The 12,301-nt window shown below is 60.0% G+C and carries 13 protein-coding genes; 9 read left to right on the plus strand and 4 right to left on the minus strand.

Annotated elements, in window-relative coordinates:
- Positions 1 to 163: 163 nt before the first annotated feature.
- From rhtA to ACI77I_RS30700, 4 genes are all read left to right on the plus strand, one after another.
- Positions 164 to 1,051, plus strand: a complete 888-nt coding sequence (rhtA, locus tag ACI77I_RS30685) for a threonine/homoserine exporter RhtA (protein WP_094953515.1) — start codon at positions 164 to 166, stop codon at positions 1,049 to 1,051.
- 165 nt (positions 1,052 to 1,216) lie between these two features.
- Positions 1,217 to 1,498 carry a hypothetical protein gene (locus ACI77I_RS30690; RefSeq protein WP_094953514.1) on the plus strand — a complete coding sequence of 94 codons (282 nt, stop codon included), beginning with the start codon at positions 1,217 to 1,219 and terminating at the stop codon, positions 1,496 to 1,498.
- A 113-nt stretch (positions 1,499 to 1,611) separates the two neighbouring features.
- Positions 1,612 to 2,343 carry an SDR family oxidoreductase gene (locus ACI77I_RS30695; RefSeq protein ID WP_094953513.1) on the plus strand — a complete coding sequence of 244 codons (732 nt, stop codon included), beginning with the start codon at positions 1,612 to 1,614 and terminating at the stop codon, positions 2,341 to 2,343.
- A gap of 36 nt (positions 2,344 to 2,379) precedes the next feature.
- Entirely contained in the window at positions 2,380 to 2,970 is a 591-nt protein-coding gene (locus tag ACI77I_RS30700) for a 2-hydroxychromene-2-carboxylate isomerase (RefSeq protein WP_406999921.1), read from the plus strand.
- Between the two features lie 91 nt (positions 2,971 to 3,061).
- Here the strand turns inward: ACI77I_RS30700 and ACI77I_RS30705 are convergent, their stop codons facing one another.
- From ACI77I_RS30705 to ACI77I_RS30715, 3 genes are all read right to left on the minus strand, one after another.
- Positions 3,062 to 4,870: an aminopeptidase P family protein gene (locus ACI77I_RS30705; RefSeq protein ID WP_094953511.1), complete on the minus strand. Its 1,809-nt coding sequence runs from the start codon at positions 4,868 to 4,870 to the stop codon at positions 3,062 to 3,064.
- A 49-nt stretch (positions 4,871 to 4,919) separates the two neighbouring features.
- Positions 4,920 to 6,080, minus strand: a complete 1,161-nt coding sequence (locus tag ACI77I_RS30710; RefSeq protein ID WP_406999923.1) for a cysteine desulfurase family protein — start codon at positions 6,078 to 6,080, stop codon at positions 4,920 to 4,922.
- Positions 6,081 to 6,313: 233 nt separating this feature from the next.
- The gene (locus ACI77I_RS30715; protein ID WP_094953509.1) at positions 6,314 to 6,583 is read right to left on the minus strand and encodes a hypothetical protein; all 270 of its coding nucleotides are present in this window, start codon (positions 6,581 to 6,583) and stop codon (positions 6,314 to 6,316) included.
- A 400-nt stretch (positions 6,584 to 6,983) separates the two neighbouring features.
- On the opposite strand from ACI77I_RS30715, the gene msuE reads away from it, so the two are divergent.
- The 4 genes from msuE (at position 6,984) to ACI77I_RS30735 (ending at position 11,181) form a co-directional block, all read left to right on the plus strand.
- On the plus strand, positions 6,984 to 7,547 hold the full coding sequence (msuE, locus tag ACI77I_RS30720; RefSeq protein ID WP_242155272.1) for an FMN reductase: 564 nt from the start codon (positions 6,984 to 6,986) through the stop codon (positions 7,545 to 7,547).
- A 9-nt stretch (positions 7,548 to 7,556) separates the two neighbouring features.
- Positions 7,557 to 8,699, plus strand: a complete 1,143-nt coding sequence (gene ssuD, locus ACI77I_RS30725) for an FMNH2-dependent alkanesulfonate monooxygenase (RefSeq protein ID WP_094953508.1) — start codon at positions 7,557 to 7,559, stop codon at positions 8,697 to 8,699.
- A 179-nt stretch (positions 8,700 to 8,878) separates the two neighbouring features.
- Complete coding sequence (locus ACI77I_RS30730) at positions 8,879 to 10,066, plus strand: acyl-CoA dehydrogenase family protein (protein WP_406999926.1); 1,188 nt, start codon at positions 8,879 to 8,881, stop codon at positions 10,064 to 10,066.
- A gap of 11 nt (positions 10,067 to 10,077) precedes the next feature.
- Positions 10,078 to 11,181, plus strand: a complete 1,104-nt coding sequence (locus ACI77I_RS30735) for a sigma-54-dependent Fis family transcriptional regulator (RefSeq protein ID WP_106580595.1) — start codon at positions 10,078 to 10,080, stop codon at positions 11,179 to 11,181.
- On the opposite strand, the gene ACI77I_RS30740 is transcribed toward ACI77I_RS30735, so the two are convergent.
- On the minus strand, positions 11,170 to 11,535 hold the full coding sequence (locus ACI77I_RS30740; RefSeq protein ID WP_406999928.1) for an antibiotic biosynthesis monooxygenase: 366 nt from the start codon (positions 11,533 to 11,535) through the stop codon (positions 11,170 to 11,172). The genes ACI77I_RS30735 and ACI77I_RS30740 overlap by 12 nt on opposite strands.
- 100 nt (positions 11,536 to 11,635) lie before the next feature.
- Here ACI77I_RS30740 and soxR point away from each other — a divergent pair, with 100 nt between their 5' ends.
- Entirely contained in the window at positions 11,636 to 12,076 is a 441-nt protein-coding gene (soxR, locus tag ACI77I_RS30745; RefSeq protein ID WP_094953504.1) for a redox-sensitive transcriptional activator SoxR, read from the plus strand.
- The last annotated feature ends 225 nt before the right edge of the window (positions 12,077 to 12,301 follow it).

Here is a 12,301-nt window from a genome sequence, read left to right on the forward strand (position 1 = left end):
CCCTTAATTTGGATTTCCTATCAAACAGTCAGAAAACCTACACATCCCTTCTATATAGAGAGTCAAACAGAGCCGGCTGAGCAATATATTGCTCAAAACTCAACTGTTAAGCATCATAGGCCTTCTGCTTCTTCTCTACTATGACTTCGGACGAACACCCCCAATGAGCACCCCACCCCGCAGCCTGGCCTCGGCATTGTTTCCTGTCGGCCTGCTGTTGATCGCCATGGCCTCTATCCAGTCGGGCGCTTCGCTGGCCAAGAGCATGTTCCCCATCGTCGGCGCCCAGGGCACCACGACCCTGCGACTGATTTTCGCCAGTGCGATTATGCTGCTTCTGTTACGCCCCTGGCGCGCCAAGCTGACGGCCAAGTCCCTGCGCACCGTCGTCATCTATGGCATGGCACTGGGCGGTATGAACTTTCTCTTCTATATGTCCTTGCGCACAGTGCCACTGGGCATCGCGGTAGCGCTGGAATTCACAGGCCCACTCGCCGTTGCTATCTACGCTTCGCGCCGAGCAGTGGACTTTCTGTGGATTGGCCTCGCAATCGCTGGCCTTCTTTTATTAATCCCAATTGGGGAAGCCAACAGCGGCATCGACTTGACCGGTGCAGCCTACGCACTGGGTGCCGGTGTCTGCTGGGCGTTGTACATCCTGTTCGGTCAGAAGGCCGGCAATGACAATGGCGTCCAAACTGCGGCTCTCGGCGTAATGATCGCCGCTTTGTTTGTCGCCCCCATCGGCATCGTGCATGCTGGCTCCGCTCTACTCACGCCCGCATTGATCCCCGTGGCGATTGGTGTCGCCATTCTCTCCACGGCCTTGCCCTACACCCTGGAAATGGTCGCGCTCACTCGCCTTCCTGCCCGCACCTTCGGCACCCTGATGAGTATCGAACCCGCATTCGGTGCGCTTTCCGGTCTGTTCTTCCTGCAGGAACATTTGTCCCTGGCACAATGGCTGGCCATCGCGTGCATTATTTTGGCCTCAGTAGGCGCCACACTGACGATGCGCAACGAATCCAAACCCTTGGTGCCGGCGGACTGATCATCTTTAAAGGTAGCTCTAGTATTTGCCGCTCATTTAGGCCATGTTTAAGTCGCAAACGAATGTCATTCATGGAGAGTTTCGACAAGGACGCCTGAACGCTACAATCGAGAGCGAGTAAAGCCTGCCTAGCGCCTTTTTGCGAAGCGGCTATTAAGGACGGGAATGAAGCGAATTTTGATACTGTTATTGGTCGTAGGCATTGCTGGCTGTGCAGCGACCACCAAAACAGAAGTGAAACGGGGCAAAAAAGGGCTGCATATCAACTGTTCCGGGCTGTCCTCCTCCTGGGACCAGTGCTACACCAGTGCAACCAATTCATGTGGTGCCAAGGGCTACCGGGTTATCGCCAAGTCGGGTGACAACTCCGAAGAACCTGGCGACTACCCTTTCGGCCTCAACCCTGCCGGCTATACCAGCCGCAGCATGATCGTCATCTGTAAATGACCGCCCGAGCAGTCAATTGCGACTGCTCCCCCTTCTAAAATTTCTGACATCGCCCCGGCCATTTTCGACGCTGCGTCTACACTCCTGCTCGACGACTGAGCAACGGAGTTACCATGACAGACAACCCGAAAATCGTACTGGTAGTGGGTGCCGGTGACGCCACCGGCGGCGCCATCGCCAAGCGCTTCGCCCGCGAGGGTTACATAGCCTGCGTCACCCGCCGCAGCGCCGACAAGCTGCAGCCCTTGGTGGACAGCATCCAGGCAGCGGGTGGCCAAGCTCATGGCTTTGCCTGCGATGCGCGCAAAGAAGACGACGTCATCGCGCTGATCGAGCAGATCGAAACCGAACTAGGCCCCATCGAAGCATTCGTCTTCAACATCGGCGCCAATGTGCCGTGCAGCATCCTCGAAGAAACAGCGCGCAAGTACTTCAAGATATGGGAGATGGCCTGCTTCTCCGGCTTCCTGAACGCGCGCGAAGTGGCCAAACGGATGGTCACGCGCAACCGTGGCACCCTCTTGTTCACGGGTGCCACAGCAGGCTTGCGCGGTAGTGCAGGTTTTGCTGCCTTCGCCGGCGCCAAGCACGGCATCCGAGCGCTCGCGCAAAGCATGGCGCGAGAACTCGGGCCCATGAATATCCACGTCGCCCATGTGGTGATCGACGGTGCCATCGACACGGACTTCATTCGCGACAATTTCCCACAAAAATACGCCCAGAAAGATCAGGACGGCATCCTCAATCCCGAACACATCGCCGACAACTACTGGTACCTGCACACCCAGCCCCGCGACGCCTGGACCTTCGAGCTGGACCTGCGCCCCTGGAATGAACCCTGGTAAGCACGCCTCCATAACAATAAGCAGCGAGCCTCGACCATGAGTAAAACCCTGGAATTCTTCTTTGACCTCGGCAGCCCCGCCACTTACCTGGCGTACACCCAACTCCCCGCCCTGTGCGCCGAAACCGGCACACAACTGGTTTATCAACCAATGCTGTTGGGCGGCGTATTCAAAGCCACCGGCAATGCCTCACCGATCACCATCCCTGCCAAAGGTCGTTACATGTTTAATGACCTGGCGCGATACGCCCAACGCTACAACGTGACGCTCAAGTTCAACCCGCACTTCCCCATCAACACCCTGGTACTGATGCGTGCGGTGACTGGCATCCAAATGCGCCAACCCGAGCGTTTCCAAGACATCATCGACTGCCTGTTCCGCGCCCTATGGGTCGAAAGTCCTCACTTGGGCGATCCTGCTGTCGTGGCCTCGGTGCTGACCGAAGCGGGCTTTAACCCCGAAGAGGTGCTGGGCCTGGCGAATGACGAAAGCGTAAAAACTGCACTCAAGGACACCACCGAACAAGCCATTCAACGCGGCGTGTTCGGTGCGCCCAGTATGTTTGTAGGCAACCAGCTGTTCTTCGGTCAGGACCGTCTGGATTTTGTGCGCGAAGCCCTCAGCTAGAGGTCGGCCAACGCAATCCTGATACCCGGGCCAAGGCGCTCGTCGAGTCTATCGTCGACGCCCTGGCCCAGCCCCCCCGAACTGCAGCCGATCAAATAGCCGCAGTACGCACCTGCAACCATTCCAGCGCGGCACCGCTGAGCAACGGGCTCAAACGCTCTCGGACCTCAGCGTGGTAGGCGTTGAACCACTCGCGCTCGTCCGCCGTCAGCAGCGACGGTTCCAGGCAACGGGTATCGATTGGGCACAAGGTCAGGGTTTCAAACTTGAGGAACTCACCAAACTCGGTCTTGCCCGCTTCACGGTTCAACACCAGGTTCTCGATGCGCACCCCCCAACGGCCTGGGCGATAAGTACCCGGCTCAATCGACGTAATCATGCCTGGCTGCATAGCCGTTTGCGGCGTAATGGCAGCCTGATAAGCGATCACCTGTGGGCCTTCGTGCACATTCAAGAAATAACCTACACCGTGACCGGTACCATGGCCGTAGTCCACGCCTTCAGCCCAGATCGGCGCACGCGCAATGGCGTCCAGCAGTGGCGACAGAATGCCCTTGGGGAAGTGCGCGCGCGACAGAGCAATCACACCCTTAAGCACACGCGTGCAGTCGCGCTTCTGCTCTTCGCTCGGCGCGCCGATCGGCACCATCCGCGTGATGTCCGTGGTGCCGCCCAGGTACTGGCCGCCCGAGTCGATCAGCAGCAAGCCATCGCCTTCGATCAGCGCGTGCTCTTCTTCGGTGGCGTGGTAGTGCGGCATCGCGCCGTTGGCGTTGAATGCAGCAATTGTATTGAAACTCAGCGACACATAACCCGGACGACGGGTACGCGCGGCCGTCAGGTGTTCATCAATGGTCAGCTCGGTGATGCGCTCACGGCCCAGCGCACTGTCCAGCCAAGCGAAGAATTCGCACAACGCCGCGCCATCCTGCTCCATGGCTTGGCGGATATGCTCGGCGTCCGCCAGGCTCTTGCGCGATTTGGCCAGGGTGGTCGGGTTCAACCCTTCGACCAGCTTGACGCCGGCATCGAGGTTTTCCAGCAAACCGGCCGTCACCCGCGCCGGGTCGACTTGCAGGCTCGCGCCCTTCGGCACGGCACGCAGCGCATCCGCCACTTCGCTGTAGTCGCGCAGGGTTACACCGTCTTGCTCCAGCACCGTACGCAACTCGGCATCGACCTTACTCGGCGCCACAAACAAAGTGGCCTGCTGCTGGTTGATCAAGGCAAACGAGACAAACACCGGGTTGAACGACACATCGCCGCCACGCAGGTTGAACAACCAGGCGATGTCATCCAGGGTGGCGATGAAGTGCCAGTCGGCGCCCTTCTCTTTCAAACTGGCGCGCAGCGTGGCGAGTTTCTCGCCACGGCTGACGGTGGCCTGCGGCGGCAAGTGTTGATAGATCGGCTGGTTCGGCAATGCCGGGCGGTCTTGCCAGACTTCATTGAGCACATCGATATCGGTACGCAAACGCGCGCCGCGCTCTGCCAGCTTGCCGCCCAAAGTACGCGCCGAGGCCACGGCCATGACCGCGCCGTCCACCGCCACCACGGCGCCTTCCGGGGTTTGCTCGGCCAGCCATTCCAGCGGGCCGGGTTGGCCGGGCTGCAACTTCACCAACTCGATACCACTGCCCTTGAGTTCCTTGGTCGCCTGTTCCCAATAACGGCTATCGGCCCACACACCGGCGAAATCTGCGGTGACAATCAATGTGCCCACTGAACCATGGAACCCCGACAACCATTGTCGCCCCTGCCAGTAACCCGGCAAGTACTCGGACAAGTGCGGGTCGGCCGAGGGCACCAGCAGGGCGTGGATGCCCTCGCGGCGCATCAGTTCACGGGTATGCGCCAGGCGCTGGGGAACCGTTCCATGGGTCAAAGGCTGCGTACTCATTGTGTCTCCTGCTAACCACTAATAATTGTTATGGGTTGCGAATGTTAAATCAGACCGCCCAGAACGCCGGTGCACTGGCGAGGGCAGCCTTGATTAATTGCACCGCTTGGTCGATGTCCTGTTCGGTGGTAAATCGGCCCAGGCTCAAGCGAATGGTACGCCCCGCGCTGCGCGCGTCATGGCCCAGGGCCAGAAGCACGTGGGACGGCGTATTGCTCGCCGAGTTGCACGCCGAGGTCGCCGAGAAAGCGATGCCTGCACTCAGCGCGGCCGAATTGAATTCACCTTCACTGAACGTCAGGCTGAGAGTATGCGGGATACGCTGCGTGGCGCTGCCATTGAGGCGCACACCCGCCACCGATTCCAACTGATCGAGCAGACGCTGACGCAAGGCGACGATCGCGGCCTTTTCTTCAGCGAAAGACGCCGCTGCCAGAGCGAACGCAGTGCCCATGCCTGCAATCTGGTGCGTCGCCAGGGTGCCGGAGCGCAAGCCGCCCTCGTGGCCGCCGCCATGAATCTGCGCCAAGACTTTCTGCTGTGCCCGCGGGCCGACATACAGCGCGCCGATACCCTTGGGGCCATACAGCTTGTGCGCGGAAAACGACATCAAGTCCACCGGCCATTCAGCCAGGTTGATAGCCACTTTGCCGGCACCTTGCGCCGCGTCCACATGCAACAACGCGCCGTGTTCACGCACCCGCGCGCCGATGCCAGGAATGTCGTTCAAGGTGCCCAGTTCGTTATTCACCAGCATCAACGACACCAGAAAGGTGTCCTCACGCAAGGCTTCACTCACAGCCTCGGCGCTGATCAACCCATCGGCGTCCGGCACCAGGTAGGTCACGGCCACCCCGGCTTCCTGCAACTGCCGTGCGGTATCCAGCGTGGCTTTATGCTCGATCTGGCTGGTAATGATGTGCCCGCCCGCCACTCCACGCGCCTGGGCCACGCCCTTGATCGCAAGGTTGTTGGATTCAGTCGCACCGGAAGTCCAGACGATCTGCTCAGGGCTGGCCCCAACCAACTCGGCGACCTGGCGCCGCGCCTGTTCAACCGTTTGCCGGGCCGCTTGGCCGAACGCATGGGAACTGGATGCAGGGTTACCAAAATTGGCATTGAAGCCCAGACACTCGACCATCACTTGGATGACCCGCTCATCCACCGGCGTGGTGGCAGCGTAGTCGAAATACAACGGACGTTTATTCATGACGTTTAAGACTCGCAGAGCGTATTCCCGAGAGCAACGTCTCAGGGGCATCAACCGGAACAGAGGTCGTCAGGTTTAACCGATCGAATGCCATTAAAGAAGGACCACTTTATTTAAATGTGCGTAGGAACGCTCCTGAAATTCAGCTTAACAGGCTGAAGTAGCCCCATGGCAAACAAAAAGCCCGAGGTTCCTTAAGGGAATCCTCGGGCTTTTTGCCGCTGAGCGCGGGCTCAACTGGGACGACCCTGCAGGGCCACACTGCGTTCGGCGTTCATTTCGCCATGGTGATCAAAGCCGAAGGGCTTGTGTGGCTGGCCCGTCAGTGCGGCACGCTGCTGTTGGTATTCATCAAATGACAGCCCGCGACGGCTCAGCGCCTCCAAGGCAAGCTGCTTGGTTTCTTCTGCGGTGTAGGGGCGCGATTCAGGTGACGGATGGGTCGCACAACCGGCGAGGACGGCGCTGACAACTATTAAGGAAACAGCCAGAAAGTGGTTCATGGTGAAGGCCCTGCGAAGGAGGTTTCGAGTCAATGAACACAGGCTACTCCCGCCCTTTCACAGTTAAAAATCATCGCCCGTGATAGTCGCTATCAACCGTTCAGACACCTGCGATAGCGAACCCTTGATATTCATTTAAGATCTATAAATATGGAAATACGTTCATTTACGGAATAACCGTAACCCTCTATAAATGGCCTCACGCCGAATCAACACTGTTCGCCACGCAACTGTTGCCCAGGCAACAGTCATTCAACAAAACACCAAGCAGCCAACAGCTTCACTTTTCAGCAGGGAACCTGCAGCCCACGCCAATCAAGGCTTTTAGCCGTTGGTACAGCTCTTGCTCAACACCTTGCACTGCACCCGCTACGTAGCCCTGTTGAAAAAGGAACTGTTCATGACCCGCCCCCTGAATGTCGTTGCCCTGTCCGGCGGAACCTGGCGCCCGTCGCGTACCCTGGTGCTGACCCAAGCCGTGCTGGCCGAACTGGCCACCCTGCTGCCGATCGAGACCACATTGATCGAACTGGGCGACATTGCCCGGCCCTTGGGCGGTGCCCTGTCGCGTGATGAGCTGCCGGCGCAGGTCGAATCGCAACTGTTGGCCATCGAACAGGCCGACCTGCTGATCGTCGCCGCACCGGTGTATCGCGGCTCCTACCCGGGCCTGCTCAAGCACCTGTTCGATCTGGTCGGTCTTAATTCGCTGATCAACACGCCAGTACTGCTCGCCGCCACCGGCGGCAGCGAACGCCACGCGTTGGTGCTCGATCACCAATTGCGGCCGCTGTTCAGCTTCTTTCAGGCACTGACCTTGCCAATCGGCGTGTACGCCACCGAAGCCGACTTCACCGACTACCAAATAACCAGTGAGCCCCTGAAGGGCCGTATACGCCTTGCCGCAGAACGCGCAGCGCCTTTGTTTGCCGCGCACTCCCCCTCTCTGCTGAAAATCGCTTAAGGATTTGTCATGGATGTTTTTTGGTTTCTGCCGACGCATGGCGACGGGCATTACCTGGGCACCACCCAAGGCGCGCGCCCGGTCACCCTCAATTATCTGAAGCAAGTCGCGCAAGCGGCGGACAACCTCGGTTACTACGGCGTGCTGATTCCTACCGGGCGTTCGTGCGAAGACTCCTGGGTGATCGCCTCGGCGTTGGTGCCGCTGACCGAACGTTTGCGTTACCTGGTCGCCATTCGCCCGGGCATCATCTCGCCCACCGTCTCCGCGCGCATGGCTGCGACACTGGACCGATTATCCAACGGCCGCTTGCTGATCAACGTGGTGACCGGCGGCGACCCCGACGAAAACCGTGGCGACGGCAGTTTCCTCGACCACAGCGAACGCTACGAAGTCTCCGACGAATTCCTGCAGATCTGGCGCCGCGTGTTGCAGGGCGAATCGGTAGATTTTGAAGGCAAACACCTGCGCGTGCAGAACGCCAAGGCCCTTTACCCACCGGTGCAGAAGCCGTATCCGCCACTGTACTTCGGCGGTTCTTCCGACGCCGCCCACGACCTGGCCGCAGAGCAGGTCGACGTGTACCTGACCTGGGGCGAGCCGCCCGCCGCCGTCGCGGAAAAGCTCGCGGATGTACGTGAACGCGCCGCACGCCACGGCCGCACCGTGAAGTTCGGCATTCGCCTGCACGTGATCGTGCGCGAAACCGAAGAAGACGCCTGGAAAGCCGCCGACAAACTGATCGAACACATCAGCGACGACACCATCGCTGCCGCGCAAAAATCCTTCTCGCGCTTTGACTCCGAAGGCCAGCGCCGCATGGCGGCCTTGCATGACGGGCGCCGCGACAACCTGGAAATCGCCCCCAACCTGTGGGCCGGCGTCGGCCTGGTACGCGGCGGCGCCGGCACCGCATTGGTAGGCAACCCACAGCAAGTGGCCGAGCGCATCAAGGAATACGCCGACCTGGGTATCGAGAGCTTCATCTTCTCCGGCTACCCGCACCTGGAAGAAGCCTATCGCTTTGCCGAACTGGTGTTCCCGCTGCTGCCGGAACCCTACGCGAGCCTCGCCGGGCGCGGCATCACCAACCTCACCGGCCCGTTTGGCGAAATGATTGCCAATGATGTGCTGCCAAAAACGAAGGCCTGAGTGCAGTGAAGCCTGCTTTATGTGGGAACTGCTTTTCTGTGGGAGCCGGGCTTGCCCGCGATGCAGGCGACGCGGTGTTTCAGTGAAACCGAGGTGACGCCATCGCTGCGGTGCGACGACTCGACAAGCCAGCTCCCACATTTGGGCTTCATTGCCAAATAGACATTGAGGAACACCGTGTGACAGCCAAACCCCACAGCGTCCTGCCCTCGCCGCTGCAAACCGCCAAACTGCTGGCCGCCGAGTTCGCCCTCACTGCCGTCGAGCGCGACGAACGTGGCGGTACACCCAAAGCCGAACGTGACGCCCTGCGCCACAGCGGCCTGCTGGCCCTGAGCATTCCCACCCAATACGGCGGCCTCGGCGCGCGCTGGAGCGAAACCCTGGGCATCGTGCGCGAATTCGCCAAGGTCGACAGTTCCATCGCCCATGTCTTCGGCTTCCACCACTTGATGCTCGCCACCGTGCGCTTGTTTGCGCGCCCGGACCAATGGCAACCCTGGTTCGAACAGACCGCGCGTAAAAACTGGTTCTGGGGCAACGCCCTCAACCCGCTGGACACCCGTACGGTGGTCAAGGATTTCGGCGGCTGGCGTGAGTTCTCCGGCAAAAAAAGCTTCTGTTCCGGCGCCAGCGACTCGGAAATGCTCATTGCCTCGGCGGTGGATGAGAACGCCGGCGGCAAACTGCTGATCGCGGCCATTCCCAGCGGGCGCAGCGGCATCACTTTGCACAACGACTGGAACAACATCGGCCAACGCCAGACCGACAGCGGCAGCGCCAGCTTTGAACGGGTGCGCGTCGAGGAATCGGAATTGCTCCTCGACCCAGGCCCGCTGAGTACGCCCTTCGCCTGCCTGCGCCCACTGATCGCGCAACTGACGTTCACGCATATGTTTCTCGGGATTGCCGAAGGCGCCTTTGAAGAAGCACGCAATTACACCCTGACCGAAACCCGTTCGTGGCATAAATCCTCGGCCGTCGACGTGCGCCAGGACCCTTACGTGCTGCACCACTACGGCGAGTTCTGGGTCGCGCTGGAAGGCGTGCGCCTGCTGGTGGAACGCGCCGCCGAGCTGCTCGACCAGGCCTGGGCCAAAGGCCCTAACCTGAGCGAACACGAGCGCGGCCAATTGGCGATTGCGATTGCCACCGCTAAGGTCGCCGCCACCCGCCAAGGCCTGGATTTGTGCAGCCGCCTGTTTGAAGTCACCGGCGCGCGGTCCACTCACGCCTCGCTGCGCCTGGATCGCCACTGGCGCAACCTGCGCACGCAAACCTTGCATGACCCGGTGGACTACAAACTCCACGAACTGGGGGACTGGGCCTTGAACCAGTCCCTGCCGATTCCAACGTTCTACTCCTAAGAGAGGTGCCCATGCAGCTGTTAACCCTACCGCCCTCGCCCGCCCTCGCGACCTCGATCCGCGCCACGGCCCAGGTCTTCGAAGACCCCAAATCCCAGGCGCTGCTCGACCACATCCAGCAAGTGGCGCCCAGCGAAGCCAGCGTGCTGATCATCGGCGAAACCGGCACCGGTAAAGAGCTGGTGGCGCGCCACATCCATAACCTCAGTGCACGGCGCAACCGGCCGTTTGTGGCGGTCAACTGCGGCGCGTTCTCTGAATCCCTGGTGGAAGCTGAACTGTTCGGCCATGAAAAAGGCGCGTTTACCGGCGCCCTCAGCGCCAAGGCCGGCTGGTTCGAAGAGGCCGACGGCGGCACCTTATTCCTCGATGAGATTGGCGATTTGCCGATGGCGATCCAGGTCAAACTGCTGCGCGTATTGCAAGAGCGCGAAGTGGTGCGCCTGGGTTCGCGTAAGAGTATTCCAATTGATGTACGCGTACTGGCCGCCACCAACGTACAGCTGGAAAAAGCCATCAACGCCGGGCATTTCCGCGAAGACCTCTACTACCGCCTCGACGTGGTCAGCTTGGAACTCAGCCCATTGCGCGAACGCCCCGGCGACATCCTGCCGCTGACTCGCCACTTCATCGAAGCCTACAGCCAGCGCTTGGGTTACGGCCCGATCACCATCAGCCGCGAGGCCGAGCACAAGCTCAAGAGCTACAGCTGGCCGGGCAATATTCGCGAGCTGGAAAACGTGATCCACCACACCCTGTTGATCTGCCGTAACGGCGTGATCGAACGCGATGATCTGCGCCTGTCGAACATGCGCATCGAGCGCCAGGACGACAGCCAGCACGGCACCGACAACAGCGCCGAAGCATTGCTGGCGCGCGCCTTTCAAAAGCTCTTCGAGGAACAGGCCGGCGCGCTGCATGAAAAGGTCGAGGACGCATTACTGCGCGCCGCCTACCGCTTCAGCCACTACAACCAAGTGCACACCGCCAACCTGCTGGGCCTGAGCCGCAACGTCACGCGCACCCGCTTGATCAAAATTGGCGAGTTGGCGGTGAACAAGCGCCGCCCCGGTGAAAACGTGCAAGGCGAGCGCATGTTGCACCTATCCATTTAGGCGGCAGTGCAACGCATTGTCATGGCTACGCTCAAAGCTGCGCAGCACTTGAAACGAACCGAAGGTCACCGCCGTGGCCTGATGGGCGCGGATCAGCGTCCAGAAATCTTCCTCACCGTGCTCAAAGCATTTAAAGGCCGCCTCGCCCTCCTCGCGCGAGCGCCTTTGCAGGTAATTGAGCACCCGCCGCCCGTCATCGCTGACCTGCACACTCGCATTGATAAAGCCGCCATGGCCCTGGGCCAGGCGCTCGCTTTGGGTCGACAACGCCGCCACTAGCGCCCGCTGCTGCTGGGGCTCGATCTGAAACTCGATCAATTGAGTGAAGCCGCGATTTTTCTCTGATACCTGCATGAACACTCCCCTCTTTCTGTAGGCAGAATCTTGCGATTCGATGCCACGCAGGGTAAAACCTCTAGTTAAGTCAAGGTCAAGCGTTGTTTCGGAGTTTTTCATGCTCAACAAAGCACTCACCGTCGGCCAATTGGCCGCCCGCAGTGGCGTGGCCGTCACGGCCCTGCATTTCTATGAAGCCAAGGGGCTGATCAAGAGCAATCGCAATGCCGGCAACCAGCGGCGTTACCCACGGGATGTGTTGCGGCGGGTGGTGGTGATCAAGATCGCCCAGCGTTTGGGCATACCGCTGGCGACGATTGGCGAGGCCTTGCAAACGTTACCGAATGAACGCACGCCCACCGCTGAAGACTGGGAACGGTTGTCGGCCCTGTGGCGAGAGGACCTGGATCATCGCATCAACAAATTGATGCTGCTGCGCGACAAGCTCAGTGGCTGTATCGGGTGTGGGTGTTTGTCGTTGGAAGCGTGCCCGTTGCGTAATGAGGGGGATCAGCTCAGCGAGCGCGGGCCCGGGGCGCAGCTGTTGGAGCCCACCTAAAAACTGAAGTGAAAACCCAATCAATGTGGGAGCTGCCTTGTCGGATCGCCGCACCGCTGCGATGCAGACACCTCGGTCCATCAGGTACACCGAGTTGATGCCATCGCAGGCAAGCCAGCTCCCACATTAAATTGAGTTCAGTTTCAAATATCAGGTCGGCTGCCAGGCCGCCTTTGCTTTGCTTTTGATCTAACCACTCAGGTCGGCTACTAGGCCGCCGTGCTC

Source organism: Pseudomonas sp. D47, from assembly GCF_045447305.1.
Taxonomy (GTDB): Bacteria; Pseudomonadota; Gammaproteobacteria; order Pseudomonadales; family Pseudomonadaceae; genus Aquipseudomonas.